Below are 16,541 nucleotides of genomic sequence, written 5' to 3'. Positions count from 1 at the left end.
TACGCGAATATTGCCGGTCATTTTTTTTGGAGCGCTATGTATTTCTTTTGATCATTGTTGAAATTGAGTTTAGTTTATACCTGGTTTTATTGAATCTTTTCTTTTTCGATGATGATGTTTCCATTGCTGAAGTCGCAATTGGCATTGATGGCCTTGCAGAGCAGCTTTACTTTTTCGTCCAGCGGCAGATCCGATAACGAAGCATTCAGCACAGTGCTGCCCAGCTGATCTTTGTCATACTGGATCCGGACGCCGTAAGCCATTTCCAGTTTGGTTATAATTTCAGACAAGGGCCGGTCAGAGAATGAAAACTCCCTTTCGCTTACATCTTTACTGAGCAGCGTTGGCGTCGATAATCGCTTTTTCTCAAAAGAGGTGCTTGCAGGCTGAAAAGTAAGCTCCTCGTTTGGCAACAGTAGAACAGACTGCTTCTCCAGCCTCTGCTGTTTTTCCTCGTATACCTGCACTTTTCCTGTATTTACAATTACTTTAAAAAATGAGTCGCGTTTAAAAGCCCTTACCGTGAAACTTGTTCCCAAGACCCTGGTAACCATTCCATTGCTATGCACCAAAAAAGGCTTTTCCTTATTGTGTGCTACCTCGAAGATGGCTTCGCCGGTCAAGTAGACGGTTCTCGTTGTGCTGCTGAATGTTTTGGGGAAACGCAGATTAGAACCAGGCTTTAGCAGGGCTAAGCTTCCATCAGAAAGCCGGACCATCTTTGAAATGGTCGAATTGTTGACCGCTTCATACACATCAGGCTCAACGGTGATCTGCTGGTAACCATCACTGGAATGGCCAGCAGGACTTTTGTAGAAAAGGAGGGCAAAGCCTGTGAGCAACACAATCAATGCAGCGATACGGAACCAGGTACTTTGATACAGCTTAAGCGTACTTGCTTCCTGTTTGCAGGATGGCATGCTGGTCTGATCCTGTACGTAGGTCAGCATTGAAGCAATTTCCGCTGCTGATAAGGGCTTAGCAGGATCATCGATCTTGATGGAAGAAAGGAGCTGTGCTGCGTCCGTTATCGTCTTTCTTTTTTCCGGATGCTGCAAAATCCATTGATTCCAGAAGGTTTCACTTTCCGGATTTTTGTGAAGTACCCATGCGATGAAGAAATCATCGTAAATAAAGTCCTCCACCTGGTATTTCTCGTAGCTGTTCATTGGCCTGCTGATATTTGGTTTATATAACTATGCAGAATGCCCGGCTATATTACCCTCCAAAAACAGAATTATTTTACATCAACCTGAATGACAGTAAATTAAAATTTAGCCTCGCCCATCAACAACAACAGAAGCAGTGTATTCCACTCTCCTCTGAAGTTGTGGTAAGCTTTTTGGAGCAGGTTGTGAACAGATTGCCTGCTGATCTGCATGATCTCGGAAATCTGTTCAAAATCCAGCTCCTCATAGAATCTGAGGTACATAATTTCCCTTTGCCTGGAAGGGAGTCCATTTAAAACAGCTTTCACTTTAGAGGAAAGTTCCTGAACTTCCAGATCGGCTATGAGCCTGCTCTCAATATTGAATTCAACGGTAAATTGGTAATCGTCGTTTAAGCTTTCATTTCTGCCCCATTTTGGGAGCTCACGAAAAATCCTGAGTCTTACTGCTTTAAACAGGTACCATTTAACAGACTGCGTTTCGTTAATTGTCGAGCGTCTGTTCCAGAGCTCGATGAACACCTCCTGCACACAATCCTTGACAAAATCTCTGTCCGGGCAAATTCTGTATCCGTAGTTGAACAGGGGGTTGATGTAGGCAGTAGTAATCTGCGTGTAGGCCGTCCTATCCCCTGCCCGAAAGCGGTTCCAAAGTTCTGATTCAGCAGTGATATTTGGTTTCCTGGTATCCATTTCCTGGCGAACAGATTATGATATCACATTCGCGTTGTAATATCGAAAGTACATAATCGAAAAGAACTTTTACCAATTTACCATTCGTTTTTTAAGGTTTCAATACCACTTTAACACAATCGTCTTCTTTCTCATCAAAGATTTTGTAAGCATGAGAAACTTCGCTAAGGGGCATCACGTGGGTAATGATGTCATCCAGTACGACTTTCTCCTCTTTAACGAGTTGAATTAGGGTATCGATATGGTTTAAGACCGGTGCTTGTCCCTGTTTAATGGTCAGGCCTTTATCAAAGATCCGGAACAGCGGAAAATTGTCGTATGGGCTGCCATATACACCGAGAATAGAAACCGTTCCGCTCCTTCTTACGGCCTCGAAACACATATCCAATACCTTCATACTGCCTTTTTCAAAATTGATGGTGGCTTTTACTTTATCCAGAAAACCGCGTTCCGGTTCAAATCCTACTGCATCGATGCAGACGTCGGCTCCACGGCCCTGCGTCATTTCGCGGATGGCTTCTACCACATCCACTTCATGTGGGTTCAGGGTATCTACTTTGTTGACTGCTTTTGCTTTTTCCAAACGGTAATCCAGTGGATCGATGGCAATAACCCGGCTCGCGCCATGCAGCCATGCCGCCTTTTGGGCCATTAACCCTACAGGTCCCGATCCAAAGATCGCGACTACCTCCCCCCCTTTTAGCTGCGCCCAGTCTACGCCAGACCAACCAGTCGGAAAGATATCCGTAAGAAACAAGGCCTGTTCATCGGTGATGTTATCCGGAATGATCCTTGGGCTTACATCTGCGTAAGGCACACGGACATATTCAGCCTGTCCGCCGGAATAGCCTCCGTAAAGATCTGTATAGCCAAATAGTGCCGCTCCTTTTTGATCCATCATATCGCCATTTGGGCCATAATGTTTGTAATTGGAATTCTCACAGCTTGGTGAGGCACCATGGTTGCAAAAAAAGCAAGATCCGCAGGCTATTGGAAAAGGCACGATCACCCTGTCCCCCTTTTTCAGATTTTTGACTTCTGCGCCAACTTCTTCTACAATCCCCATGAATTCATGCCCCATTACCATATCTGTAGTTTGGGGCACGGCACCACTTAGGATGTGCAGGTCGGAACCGCAAATTGCGGTCGAGGTAACTCTTAAAATGATGTCTGTTGCCAGTTCAATGCGCGGATCTGCAACAGTTGTGTAACTGATGTCGCCGGGTTTGTGGAATACTGCTGCTTTCATAATTGCTGTTTTAATGGGTTGGATGTCCCTCAGCAACACCTTCAAACATAAAAAGTTTCAGCAATCATTTATCAAACAAGTTTGCTTTCGGGCTGTTTAAATATCAATAAATCATGCTATGGCAAAGAAACTCATCACTCCATCTACACCGATAGGTCCGAAAGACGGACTGGACAATACAGGCACACAGGGCTATGACTCGTTGAGCGACGATGGTTATACAGGATCACCGGAAAAAAAACCTGAAAATCCAGGTGACGATGAAAGCCATACCGGCAGTTCTTCCGAGGATTTTAGCGAGGGTGACCAAGCGGAATAACGTTGCAGGTTTTATTTTTTTTAAATTTTCGATTTCCTGATCGAACATAAGATCATTATTTTTATCAGATAAATCTACGTAAAATTTTAAGAATCTCATTAACACCAATCTTTTATCTCCCGGCATTTTTCTAAATACCAGTTCTCTGGCCAATTTGATTTTCATAGCCAGAAGGAACTTTTCCCGTTCTTCCGCTTTAATGGCCTTGCTATCGACGACAGACTTGGCGAGTTCCTGCAACAGGAAAGCCGGTGTTTTTATGAGTAACTAGTATGACATATGTGATGCTTTCGGTGAATCTAGCCGCTCTTGCGGAAAAAAACCAAATCCAAAAAATATTTTTATTTCCTGTACTCTATACCCCGCCTACTGTTGTCATGTATTTATAAATGGCAAAGTAAACATGACAAAGACCGGAATAAAGGCATTGATTGATAAATACCAGAATGGCAATGCCAGTGCAGAAGAGCGCGGTTTGCTGGAAAGCTGGTATAATCAGGATGTGCGGCAGCGGAATGAAATGGACTTTCCAGAAGACCTGTGGCAGCGTCAGGAAGAAAGTCTGAAAATGATCCTTGGAAAAGAAAAGACCAGGAGTCTGTGGCCAAGGATTGTGGCAATAGCCGCAGCGGTAGCCGCGATTGTATTTGGGATCTGGTTTTTTACAGGCGAGCGAGAGGTCCTGAAACAAGTTCAGGATGACGTGGCGGTGAATGACATAGCTCCAGGGAAGAACGGTGCGACGCTTACCTTATCTACAGGCGAGGTGATTACACTGGATGGAACTAAGAATGGCGTGATCATAGGGGATGAATTGAAGTATAGCGATGGAGAGATCCTGAAACAAGTTCAGGATGACGTGCATATTCAGGATGATGTGCATCCCCAGGATGACGTGCATACTCAGGACGACGCTATAGCCCGTCATCCTGAACTTGTTTCAGGATCCCGCACTAATGACGCGAAATACACCGCTGCCACAGCCAAAGGACAAACTTATATGGTGATATTGCCGGATGGCAGCAAAGTATGGCTTAACGCAGCCAGTACCCTCAAATTCCCTTCAAGCTTCAGTCGCAAAGTATCCCGGACTGTAGAATTGGCGGGCGAAGCCTACTTTGAAATATCCAAGAATAAATCACAAGCTTTTGTGGTGAAAACCAAAAAAGGTGATCGTTTCCCCGAACAGGAGATAAAAGTACTTGGTACACACTTCAATGTGAGCGCCTATGAAGATGAAGCAACTGTGAGGACTACTTTATTGGAAGGTAGTGTGGATGTTGGCTCAGTGGGTGTCGGGCGCAGCCGGCTGAAACCCGAACAGCAGGCCGTTCTGAGCAGGAATGGGATAAAAGTGCAGGCAGTGCGTGCCGAAGACGCAATTGCCTGGAAAGAGGGCTTGTTTATATTTGAAGACGAGCCCCTGGAGCAGATCATGAGGCGAATCGCGCGCTGGTACAATGTAGAAGTGGTTTATGATGACGGCGTTGACCGCAGCAAGCGTTATTGGGGCAGTGTATCCCGTTATGAGCAAGTAAGCGGAGTATTAGATATTATGCAATCAACCAGGAATATACACTTTAAGGTAGAAGGAAGGAGGATCAGGGTGATGAAGTAAGTATACCAGACACAGCAACATCAGTATTTTTTGACCAACCATCCTTTGCCCTGTGGGTAAAGAACCAGATCCCGGCAGGAACCGGGACCTGGTTGAAAGTTCTGATCTATCATCCCTAAGCGGAATTGTTTTTTAAAAAACGCGGCTGACTGTCAATTTTCGACGAGAGTCAGGCAGCTGCAGATCAATCAAAACAGCAGTAAAATTATGAAATTTATTCATCTATTCAGATGCAATATTCCATATGTCGCATCTGAACAAATGTGGCGTATTATGAGAATTACCATCGTCATTATGACGGTTTTCCTGGTCCAGGTGAGCGCCGCTTCGGTAGCGCAGCAACTGAGCCTAAGGAACAACAAGATCACCTTGAAAGAGGTCTTTACACAAATCCGGAAGCAAACGGGCTACACGGTCTTGTGTGAATCTGACCTGATGGACAGCAAAGGTCCGGTCAGTGTAAACTTTGACAAAACACCTTTGGAAAAAGCCATCAAGGAATTGCTCAGCAAGCAAAACCTCAGTTACGAAATTAAGAAGAAGGCAATCATCGTCACAGAAAAAGTGCCTTCCTTTCTGGACAAGATGGTGGATGCCCTTACTCCTCCTATTAATGTTAACGGTGTTGTATATGACGAGAAAGGCCTGCCGCTGCCTGGTGCGACGGTGAAAGTGAAAGGCTTTAAGCAATCTGTTGTAACTGACAAGGACGGGAAATTTTACCTGCCGGGGATTGACGATAAGGCCGTTCTCGTGGTTTCTTATGTTGGCTATGCAGATAAAGAGGTTTCAGCTAAGGCTGAGATTTCAGTATTGATGGAACAGAAATCGGATGAACTGCAAGAGGTGGTTGTAGCTTATGGTAAGCAGGAACAACGGGCGATCACTGGTGCAGTGACGGTGGTTAAGGGTGAGCAAATTGAGAATTTACCAAACCGTAGTTTTGACAAAAGCTTGCAAGGGTTCGTTCCGGGGCTTTTGGTGACTCAAGGTAGCGGTCAGCCAGGTAGCGGTTTAGGTAATTTTGTACTCAGAGGTATTTCCACGGGTGGTTCGCTTTTCGATGCTACTGGTAACTTCTCTACGATAAGAAATCCATTGATCGTGATGGACGGCATTCCGGTACAGCAAGATGATGCTCAGGCAACAAATTCAAATTTGATTAATAATAATCCAATGGCTCAACTGAATCCGTCAGATATTGAGAGTATTTCAGTTCTCAAAGACGCTTCAGCCATTGCACTTTATGGATCCAGAGCTAGTAATGGTGTGATCTTGGTTACAACAAAAAAGGGTAAAACTGGTAAAACCGGTTTCAATTTTCGTCACCAGACAGATCTTTCTAACCGCTTGGCCAGCTCTATTAAACCTCTTAGTCAGCAGGAGTATTTAGAACTGCTCTATGAAGGCTATCGGAATTCTGTTGCTGGGATTACTGATGTAGCGATCCTAAACGACTTGTCGATCAGATTTCCAAATTATAAAGATGAAGCTGGAAATATTCGGTTTTATGCGACACCGGATTGGAAAAATGAATTGTTCAATAAAAATGCAACTACTTTTTCTAACGAACTGTCCATTTCAGGAGGGAATGAAAAAAGCAATTTTTACTTAAATCTGGGATATACCGATCAAAATGGTATCCAGAAAGAGACTGGCTATGACCGGAAATCTATCCGTTTGAATTATGAAAACAGACCAGCAGACTGGTTTAAGCTAGGGTTGAACACAACCCTTTCTTACAGTATACAAGACTATTCTTCCGGAGCATCAGAAAGTTTGCTGCAAGTGATTTCCCCTCTGAATGCCGTTAGGGATCAGAAGGGCGACTATATTCCTCTGTACTATTGGGGAATGGGGTATGCCCAGAGTCTTGATCCGGCAGGTATAGGTTCTTTTCCAAATCCTGCACTTAGTGCTCAGCTAAATAACAACAGGAATACCGCTTACCGTGGCTTGACAACACTGAATGCAGAGGCCCGCTTCTTAAGATACCTCACACTCAGTACCAGTCTTGGGGCTGACTTTATGCTGAATGAGAACCTGGAAACCAAACACCCAACATTCTATGATGTTACGGTTACAAGCGCTAATAAAGGCAGCATTCTGCGGGGCGATATCCGGACTTCGAGCCTGATCACTACAAATGTACTGAGGTATGACCGGTCATTGGGCTTGCACAATTTCAATTTGCTTGTTGGTCAGGAAGCGCAGCTCATCTCTTCAGACAGAATCACAACGGAAAAATTAGGTACGACGAGAAATCCTACTGGTGATCAGTTAAACTCTGCTGCAACAATGTTCCAAATAAAAGGTGCGTCTACTAAACAACGTCTGCTGTCTTATTTTGGACAGGCCAATTATAATTTTCGCAACACCTATTATCTGACAGGAAGTCTCAGAACAGATGGTTCCTCACTTTTTGGGGATAACAGGAAGTTTGGCACCCACTGGTCAGTGGGCGCAGGTTGGGTGCTTTCTGAGGAAAACTTTTTGAAGAGTTTAAAGAACAGTATTAACTACCTGAAATTACGTGGAAGTATGGGTTCTGCAGGAAACTCCAGCGCAATTTCCAACACCACCAGATATGATATTCTATTTTCTTCGAACTACAACGGCCAGCCTGCACTTTTGCCTACGCTACCTTCAAATCCTGATGTTCGCTGGGAGAAGACCTTCAGTTGGGATGCGGGTTTGGAACTGCGCCTGCTTAAAGAACGGATAAATATTACAGCAGATTTTTATACAAAAAAGACATCCAATCTGATTTCGACAGTGAACCTACCAATGGGTACCGGATTTACGAGTATTCAAGCTAATATTGGTGATATTAAGAACAGGGGCGTTGAGTTGTCTGTATCTGGGGACCTGCTGCGATTGCAACCTTTCCGGTGGAATCTGAATACAAACTGGAGTAAGAACAAAAATACCCTGACAAGTTCATTTTTTCCGCTTGAACAGGTGCAAGGTACCCAGATCGCTAGTGCGCCTGGCGAGAATTACAATTCCTTTTATATGCCGGTTTGGTTAGGTGTAAACCCTGATGATGGACGTCCGCAATGGAAAGGACCGGATGGAAACCCAACGAGCGACTACAGTGTGGCAAGGAATGCCAGGGAATTCGTGGGCAAACCTCAGCCTGATGGTTTTGGGGCATTGACTAATACTTTTAGTTACAGATCATGGGAACTTTCTGCTATGCTATATTACCAATATGGTTTCAAAGTATTCAATCAGCTGGGGTCTCGCTTCTTGAATGATGGCTCAGATCCGTTTGTCAATCAGGATAGAAATGCTTTGGACCGCTGGCAGAAATCTGGTGATGTAACTGCAAATCCAAGGAGACTTTTATTCAGCAGAGATGCTAGTGGAATATCTGATGACGGGATAGGGTCGTCTACCCGCTATTTGTATGATGGAGATTTCATTCGTCTTTCAAATGTGTCACTGTCCTACAAATTTGCATCTGATTTATTAAAGAAATACCATCTAAGTGGCGTGAGGCTATTTGTACAAGGGCATAATCTTAAAAGCTGGACCAAATATAAAGGACAGGATCCGGAATCCTCCAACGCAGCAGGTTATGCAGGTAGCAGCTATCCCCTTCAGCGTTCGTTCACTGCTGGTTTTAATCTCAATTTTTAAATTACTTAGTCATGAATCGTAATCAAATTAAATACCTGTTGTTTTTCTTCCTATTAACGGGGGCTTGTAAAAAAGATTTCCTGGATATAGAAGACAATACTTTTTTTTACCGCCAGCAATATGTAAAAAACTTAGCAACAATGTCGGAATTCGTGAATGGTATCAGTATGAATTATACCATATTAGCGGAAACCGGATATATGTCTGCTTATCCTGAAATCACTGCTGATAATCTTAAACCCACGGATCTAATCTCTGGGCGGTTAATTCCACAGTACTTATGGAAGCAAGTAGCAGACGAAATCTCCGAAAGCTCCTTTAATTCTGCATGGCAAAATGGCTATAAAATCATCCGATCCTGTAATTTTGTAATAGAAGAGATAGGTCAATACCAAAGTGAAAACCCTGAATTTGCGGATGATCTGTTAGCACAAGCCCACTTTTTTCGTGCCTTAGTCCACTTCAAACTGGTCAATATATTCGGACAGCAATATAACTATACCGCTGACGCGGCCCACCCCGGAATTCCTTATATCACTGATTCAGACATATCGAAGCCATATCGTCGAGAGACGGTTGCTGTTGTCTATGAGAAAATCGCTGCCGATTATAATAGAGCTATAGAATTATTTTCGGCTCAAAACACTGACGTAAAACGTCCAAATCGCTTGGCTGCTAAAGCTTTGTTAGCACGTTTCTATCTGCAAAAGCAAGATTTTCCAAAGGCACTCGCATATGCGAAAGAGGTAGTGAATGAAAGGCCATTGATGAGAATAGCTCAGGGATACCCGGAAAAGTTATTTCATTTTATAAAGGATCCGTCAGAAACCGAAGTATTATTTCAGTGTAGTCCTAATCCACGAAGCGCATTTAATGGATCAACTTTCCTAGGTTTTCATTTAGGCGTATTAGATCAATTTCATGCCACAAACGATATAGCGCAACTACTTACAGAAACAGCAGACGATGTAAGAAAGGTCTGGATCAGCGGATCAAACGGAGCATACAAGATAAAAAAGTTTCCTTCTTTAGTACCTGACGTTCAGGGAACTTTTTGGGTTGATGCAGCCTATTATCAATGTGTAGTGCGATCTTCAGAGATGTACCTTATCATCGCAGAAGCCGCCGCCAGAACCGGTGACGAAACTACTGCAAAAGATTATGTTACTCAGCTTCGTCAGCGCGCTGCTCCTTCTTCGGCAGTGGTAAACGAAACTGGGCAGGGACTGCTGGAACTGATACAGAAAGAACGGAGAACAGAACTGTGTTTTGAAGGGTTCCGCTTGTATGATCTTTTGCGTTGGAAAAAAGGAGTCAACAGGATCGATGCTCCGATAAGCTCTGCTAAAGATCTACCGTATCCTAGTGACAAAGCTATTGCTCCTATTCCTTTGCCAGATGTGAATCTAATGGGTATTCCTCAAAACAAAAGCTATTAACAGATTTCTGATTTCAAAATACACAAATGAAACTTATAAGGTCGTTTTTATTATGTGCACTATTTTTTCACTGTGCTGCAAAATGTTCAATGGCACAGCAATCTCATCGAGAGATAATCATTGAAATAAATAATTTGAACAATGCTGATATCCCAGAAGTCCAATACCATAAGATTAACTTTGTTGGAACAGTGGAGTGGCAAACTCTACTGCCCGTAAGGAGTGGCAAAAAAAACAGCTATTTAATACCAGTAAAAGAGCCCGTGGCTCTTAAGATTAAAAATATTGGCCATTTTCTTGCAGAGCCAGGAGATAGAGTATCACTAGAATTGGTTCCTGGAGGGGTTAAAGCAAAGGGCTTGGGTGCATCAAAGTATGAACTGATTGATAGTGTAAGAAAAATAAAGATTAGTTTTAAAAAGCCAGCGAATATCAGTAAGAATATCACTAAATCGGAAGCTGACTATTTAGAATGGCATGAATACCTTACAAATCAAATTATGTTGACGATACCGCTGATAGATAGCTACAGAAACAAACTGTCAGTGTTTGCATATAACTATATTCGCTCAACAACTTTAGACAGTAGTTTAGATGCTTACTCCGATAAATTTGCAACGATCTGGTGGCATTACAGCAGCATAGGTATAACAAGGGAACGTTCTTTAGAATTATTTGATTCTAGATACAAACCACTAGTTGATAAATATTTTCCTTACATAGCCCAGCACCTTGCGGGTACCTGGAAACCACTCAGATGGCCCATAGATAGAAAATATATTTTTCAGGATACAAATATAGATTTCAATACGAAGCTCAAAAGAAAACTTCTATACCTTGAAGAAGCCAAAAAAGTATATCAAGGTCTTGCGAGGGAAAAGATGATTTTTGAAATTTTATTTGATGAGTTGGTTGTGGAAGAAGGACTTGTGCCTGAAGTTGAAGTAGCTTTGGATGTATATTATGCAGAGTCGACCTTTCCCGAATGGAAAGCATATATGAAATCAGAAGTACTTAAAGTCAGAGAACGAAGAAATGCGAGATCAGCGCCGGATTTCGAATTGATTGACACAAAAGCAAAAATGATTACCAAAACTGATTTTAAAGGAAAGTTGGTGATTTTCGATTACTGGTTTACGGGCTGTCAAGGGTGTATCCAAATGGCATCTGCTATGCTTAAAATGGAAAAGGAATTTAAAAGCGATAGCAATGTCGTATTTGTGAATCTCTCCATAGACAAATCCAGGGAGGTGTGGATGAAAAGCATTCGACAGGCTAAATATACTTCTGGATCGGGTATCAATGTATACACCGGAGGTATTGGCGACCAACATCCGATGGTGAAATATTACGGTGTTACAGGCTATCCTTCTTTAGTGTTACTCGATGGTTATGGCAGGGCTATCAGCGTTTTGCCTAAGCTTGATCCTAGAAGTGAACAGGGCTACAAAAGAATGCGTGATTTCGTAAAAAGGCAACTGGTGGAAATGAAGGATGGCCCATATATGATGAATGAAGATAATAAACTCATTGTTTATACCTTCAACGGATCAAAGATGGGACAGGAATCATATGAAAAAAATGCTTTGAAGTCTATTAAAACAAATACACATGAGTTGGATAAACAGTTTGAAGTTATCCTGAAAAACAAACTCATCCATGAACCAGCCCTGCATCCGGAAGCAGAAAAGCTTCTGGTATTATCAGATATCGAAGGGAATTTTGAAGCCTTTGCTAAGTTGCTTCAGGCAAACAAAGTGATTGATAAAGACTATAACTGGATTTTTGGTAAGGGTCGATTGGTATTCGCTGGTGATATGTTTGATCGTGGTGAGCAGGTTACGGAATGCCTTTGGATGATGTATGCTTTGGAGGAAAAAGCGATAACTGCTGGAGGTTACGTCCATTTTGTGCTGGGCAATCACGAGATCATGAACCTGCAAGGGGATGATCGGTATCATCAGCCAAAATACAAGGCGAACGCAGAAAAGATGGGTAAAAAGCTAAGTGAAATCTATGGTGAGGATTCAGAGTTGGGTCGCTGGCTAAGAACGAAGAATATCGTAGAGAAAATAGGAGATTTGCTGATTGTCCATGGCGGCATTGGATTAGAGTTTGCATCTGCTGTAAACCTGCCTATTCAGGAAATCAATAACTTAGCAAGGCGTAATTATGCTAATGGAAAAGCTACAAGTTCCCCTGATCTGAATATGAAAATGATCTTTGATGAAAAGTGGGGGCCGTTATGGTATAGGAATTATTATGGAGAGGATTCCCACTATATTGGTACTAAAGATACAACACTAAATGTTACGGTAAGGCATCCGAGTCAACAAGAACTCGAAGATATTTTGGCTAAATACGGAGCTAACCGTATTATTACTGGACACACTATCGTAGCAGACACCATCAGCGTACTCTACAATACTCGCGTGATCAATACAGATGTTCCACATGCCAAAGGTAAATCCGAAGCATTATTGATCGAAGGTAAGTGTTTCTATCGCGTCAATGACAAAGGCGAGCGGAAACTACTATTCAGAGATCCCGAAGACAATACAAAAACCAAAAAGTAAAAGCAAACTAAAATTAAGTAAAACATGCGCAGCGCTCCGGTCCTGCGCATGTTTGTTCCGTATTAAATTTCAAATTTCTGTCAAAACCAGCAAAATAAATTAATCAATCTCAAGCTTATCTAAACTAAACCTCATGAAGTATCATTTTAACCTCTTAGAAAGGACAGTTGCAACTATCCTATACGGAATTACCGAAAGTGACCACACTAAATTCCTAACTACTCTCGAAAAACTCAGCTATGCCTGCCATAAGTCTCTAATTAGCGACATACTACAAGAAGCCAACGAAAAGCAAAAAACAAGCTCATTTAACCTGCACATGCGGCAACTCGTGATGATGGCAGACCAGCTTTACCAACATGATCCTATTCAAGCGCAAGAATACTGCGCTCCCCTACTCCGATTGATCAGCAAGCTGAAACATTCGCTACCAGAAATCCTGGCACCAGATCTCTCACTTCCAAAAGCTTTTCGTGCAATACAGTTTAACCTATTCAAATCAAAACTGGGGGAAATCCTCTTATCCTGGGAAGCAATAAATCTTGATCCGTCTTTTTTAGACATCGTAAAATTGCCCATTGAAGAGTTTGGTCATTCCAGGCGTAATTTTAAATGGTTCCATTTTTCCTGGTTGAAAAAATACCTGGCTGCCCTGGAGGAACTGAAACTGGTCAATTTTGATCCCAAAGCCGGCCCGGAATACCTGGTGATGAAAGTGATGATCAAAATGGATTTCAACCATGTACGCTTTGTCAATTATTGCAGCGATTTTTTAAAAATGAGGGCTGAAGCACTTGTAGGTATGGAAGAGCATTTATACATGCTGAACCGCGCAAAAAAAGAGATTGGCCAGTTGCACATGCTGAGCAACCTCCCCTATTATGACGACCTGCGCGGTTTAAGAGAAGAACTGATCCACTGGCTGAATGAGGAAATCACTTTCAAAGAACGTTTTGACGTGGAACAGTTTGAGATAGAAGGCAAGAAAGTTCCCCTGAACAGGAACAAGCTGGTATTCAAATGGAAGGCAGAGCAGCTGGCTTTTTGGGAGAAACTACAACTGGACCATGGGATCTATGAGGAACCGAGCCTGGATGTATTTTGCAATAAAATAGCCTGCAATTTTTCGACAAAGCATAGAGAGAACCTTTCCGGCGGAAGCATTAAATCCAAGCTGTACCTGAAAGAGCCGGAACTCCTGGAACCGCTGAGAAATGCAGCAAAACGTATGTATGAGGACTTGAATGTGTTTTTTGATTAGCATACACCCGTTTACACTTGTGAATAGCTCCATTGAGGGGCTATTTTTGTTTTGAAATCAACGCTCCTGATCACAGCGTGAGTTTTTTCTCCCTGGGTTAACAGGTCATCCCTCTGCAGAATACAGACAAGTAAAACCTGTATGCCAAATATTAACCAGTTTCGTCTTTATGACCGAGCCTTTATTTTTAAATTTTCAGATCTATGAAAGTTCTACTGCCAGTTTGACTTTAAAAACAAAAAACAGGAAATGTAAAATTCACAGTTTTAAAAACTACCTCCCTTTCCTCGGGGAAATGGAACAAAATTGCCGGGCAATAGAAGCCGGAGCCAACCAGGATTTTAAGTATACTTTAGAAACCACACGCAAGAAGACCTGGAAACTGAACTGCCGCTACGATGGCGAACTGGTAAGACTGGGTGCATGGGAGCTGTGTAAAAGTTTGGATTCAGGAGATTCGAATTTTGACTGGAGCAATACGCCCTATGAATTTAGAAAAGCCATCAATGGAATGATGCTGACGGCAGGCTGTGCTGTAAATCCAATAGGCCATGGCTAGACTATTTCTGAGTAATAAGGACGTGCAGCGGCTGAGCGGAAAAGCGGCTACAGCAGCGCAGCGGCTGATCAATGAGGTCAGGAAAAGTTGTGGCAAGGGAAGGTATCAGCAGATTACGGTGCAGGACTTTGCAAAGTTTACGGGATTGGATCCGGGCTTGATCATGGAGCAGTTGATATAGGAGTCCGGGTCAGGAAGACCCGGACTAAAAGCAATTAAAGAAGCTATAGGCAGTCGTTAACGAATGGTTGACATAAACTTAACACTATAGGGCTAGTGCATTTTGTAGTTTTGCTTTATGAAAAAACTGTCCGATCCAGAACTGCTGTCCCTTATGAGGGAGGACAGCGAAAGGGCGTTTTCATGTTTGGTAGAGCGATATAGCGCGGTTTTGACCAGGCACGTGACCAGGAGGATCAAATCTGAGGAAGATGCGATGGAGATCCTTCAGGATGTATTCCTATCCTTATGGAACAAAAGATTTAGCATAGCCGTTGAAGAGAGCGTATATCCCTACCTTTTTAAAGCGGTCAAATACGAGACCATAGATTGGATGATCAAAGCAGAAAAGCAGGTGGCGAGAGCACAATTGTTGCTATTGGAAGCTGAACCTTATGAGTTTCCCGCAGAAGATGTGCTGATCGCACAGGAGCTGAACGAGCTGCTTTATGCGGAAGTGAACAAAATGCCGGCGACCATGAAAACGATCTTTTACATGAGCAGGGAAAACTCGCTTTCCGTAAAGGAAATTGCAAATGCGCTTTCGCTTTCAGAACAGACGGTAAAAAACAACCTCAGCTCCGCGCTGAAAAGACTTCGCCTGACGCTCAGCAGGGAACATTATCTATTGGTCGCAACAGGCATCCTCTGTGCTTTACGCTAAGTTAACAAAACAACAATCATTTCTTAACGGTACCACTAGCCCGATATAAGGGTTATAGGGGTGAATGAAAACAACAAACAGCCAGGAACAGGCAAAAGCCCTGCTAAAAAAATACAAAGCAGGGAATTGCAGTCCTGAAGAAGAAAAACAGGTATTGAACTGGTATTATTCCTTCAATGCGGCGGATGAATCTATCCCGGAGGAAAGGCTGAGCAAAATGGCAAAGCGCCTCAGCAAAAATGTGGCTCAAGCCATTCCCGACAGCGGGAGCTCAGCGACAGTGATCTTAGCTTTCATCAAAACATGGGGCAGTATGGCTGCGATCCTGACCATTGCAGTTTCCATCGCCCTGTTGTTCTATCGGGATCGCCTCAAACCGGAGGTTCCGGTAGCCCTCCGTTACCAACAAGTGAGCACCCTTCCCGGGGAACGGAAAGTGATCAGTCTTTCTGATGGCTCCAAGGTTTGGCTGAACAATGCCAGCACACTCAAATACCCCGAAGTTTTTGCAGACAGCGACCGGACTGTTCAGCTACAAGGGGAAGCTTTTTTTGAGGTGAGCAAACGCAAACATAAACCTTTCATCATCCATACCCCAGAGTTGAGGGTAGAAGTATTGGGTACCTCTTTCGATGTGAAGGCATTTGAAAATGAGGCTCATGAAACAGTGACTGTAGCCACTGGAAAAGTGGCCGTGAGCAGTCCCCATAGTAAACAGAAGCTGATATTGTTCAAAGGAGAGCGCGTGCAATACCGCAGGCAGGATCAATACCTCAGCAAGACCAGCGGCGATGTGGCGGAAAGCAGGAACTGGCAAAACAACATTCTGGCATTTAAGTACGAAAGCCTGGAGAACATTGCCAGGGAACTGGAAAGGTGGTACGGGGTAAAATTCGTATTCAGAACTAAAATGCTGCTGCATAAACGGTATACGCTGAAACAAAAGGATGAAAGTCTGAACACCGTGATGAAGGCACTAAGTGCAGGGGAATTCAATTACAGCATCAGGAACTTCACCGTTACGGTGTGGTAGGGATCAATAAAGGGAAATAAAACAAAAAGGAGGACAAACTATGTAGAGAAAATCACTCTAACAAGGCATAAAAAAGCGAAAGTGCTACCAACACTTCC

At 43.1% G+C, this 16,541-nt stretch carries 13 protein-coding genes; 10 read left to right on the top strand and 3 right to left on the bottom strand.

Annotation, left to right across the window (positions count from 1 at the left end; genetic code table 11):
* Nucleotides 1-86: 86 nt before the first annotated feature.
* The 3 genes from WAE59_RS02985 to WAE59_RS02975 form a co-directional block, all read right to left on the bottom strand.
* Complete coding sequence (locus WAE59_RS02985) at nucleotides 87-1,169, bottom strand: FecR family protein (RefSeq protein ID WP_337854445.1); 1,083 nt, start codon at nucleotides 1,167-1,169, stop codon at nucleotides 87-89.
* A gap of 98 nt (nucleotides 1,170-1,267) precedes the next feature.
* Nucleotides 1,268-1,861: an RNA polymerase sigma factor gene (locus WAE59_RS02980; protein ID WP_337854444.1), complete on the bottom strand. Its 594-nt coding sequence runs from the start codon at nucleotides 1,859-1,861 to the stop codon at nucleotides 1,268-1,270.
* A gap of 91 nt (nucleotides 1,862-1,952) precedes the next feature.
* Nucleotides 1,953-3,110 carry a zinc-dependent alcohol dehydrogenase gene (locus WAE59_RS02975; protein WP_337854443.1) on the bottom strand — a complete coding sequence of 386 codons (1,158 nt, stop codon included), beginning with the start codon at nucleotides 3,108-3,110 and terminating at the stop codon, nucleotides 1,953-1,955.
* Between the two features lie 118 nt (nucleotides 3,111-3,228).
* On the opposite strand from WAE59_RS02975, the gene WAE59_RS02970 reads away from it, so the two are divergent.
* From WAE59_RS02970 to WAE59_RS02925, 10 genes are all read left to right on the top strand, one after another.
* A complete protein-coding gene (locus WAE59_RS02970) occupies nucleotides 3,229-3,429 on the top strand; it encodes a hypothetical protein (protein ID WP_337854442.1) in 201 nt (66 codons plus the stop codon).
* Between the two features lie 403 nt (nucleotides 3,430-3,832).
* Nucleotides 3,833-5,047, top strand: a complete 1,215-nt coding sequence (locus tag WAE59_RS02965) for a FecR family protein (RefSeq protein WP_337854441.1) — start codon at nucleotides 3,833-3,835, stop codon at nucleotides 5,045-5,047.
* Nucleotides 5,048-5,320: 273 nt separating this feature from the next.
* Nucleotides 5,321-8,692: a SusC/RagA family TonB-linked outer membrane protein gene (locus WAE59_RS02960; RefSeq protein WP_337854440.1), complete on the top strand. Its 3,372-nt coding sequence runs from the start codon at nucleotides 5,321-5,323 to the stop codon at nucleotides 8,690-8,692.
* An 11-nt stretch (nucleotides 8,693-8,703) separates the two neighbouring features.
* Nucleotides 8,704-10,131, top strand: coding sequence for a RagB/SusD family nutrient uptake outer membrane protein (locus WAE59_RS02955; protein WP_337854439.1), 1,428 nt, complete (start codon nucleotides 8,704-8,706; stop codon nucleotides 10,129-10,131).
* Nucleotides 10,132-10,220: 89 nt separating this feature from the next.
* Nucleotides 10,221-12,707 (top strand): metallophosphoesterase, encoded by a 2,487-nt coding sequence (locus WAE59_RS02950; RefSeq protein WP_337854438.1) that lies wholly within the window; start codon nucleotides 10,221-10,223, stop codon nucleotides 12,705-12,707.
* A gap of 133 nt (nucleotides 12,708-12,840) precedes the next feature.
* Nucleotides 12,841-13,968 carry a hypothetical protein gene (locus WAE59_RS02945; RefSeq protein WP_337854437.1) on the top strand — a complete coding sequence of 376 codons (1,128 nt, stop codon included), beginning with the start codon at nucleotides 12,841-12,843 and terminating at the stop codon, nucleotides 13,966-13,968.
* 295 nt (nucleotides 13,969-14,263) lie between these two features.
* Nucleotides 14,264-14,527 carry a hypothetical protein gene (locus WAE59_RS02940; RefSeq protein WP_337854436.1) on the top strand — a complete coding sequence of 88 codons (264 nt, stop codon included), beginning with the start codon at nucleotides 14,264-14,266 and terminating at the stop codon, nucleotides 14,525-14,527.
* A complete protein-coding gene (locus WAE59_RS02935) occupies nucleotides 14,520-14,708 on the top strand; it encodes a hypothetical protein (protein WP_337854435.1) in 189 nt (62 codons plus the stop codon). Before WAE59_RS02940 ends, WAE59_RS02935 begins: the two co-directional genes overlap by 8 nt.
* A gap of 117 nt (nucleotides 14,709-14,825) precedes the next feature.
* Nucleotides 14,826-15,410: an RNA polymerase sigma factor gene (locus WAE59_RS02930; protein ID WP_337854434.1), complete on the top strand. Its 585-nt coding sequence runs from the start codon at nucleotides 14,826-14,828 to the stop codon at nucleotides 15,408-15,410.
* 64 nt (nucleotides 15,411-15,474) lie between these two features.
* Complete coding sequence (locus WAE59_RS02925) at nucleotides 15,475-16,443, top strand: FecR family protein (protein ID WP_337854433.1); 969 nt, start codon at nucleotides 15,475-15,477, stop codon at nucleotides 16,441-16,443.
* Nucleotides 16,444-16,541: the final 98 nt, after the last annotated feature.

It is taken from the genome of Pedobacter sp. GR22-6, from assembly GCF_037402555.1.
In the GTDB taxonomy this organism is placed as follows: Bacteria; Bacteroidota; Bacteroidia; order Sphingobacteriales; family Sphingobacteriaceae; genus Pedobacter.
The sequence above is the reverse complement of the archived record's forward strand: the minus strand, read 5'-3'. Positions and strand labels throughout refer to the sequence as shown.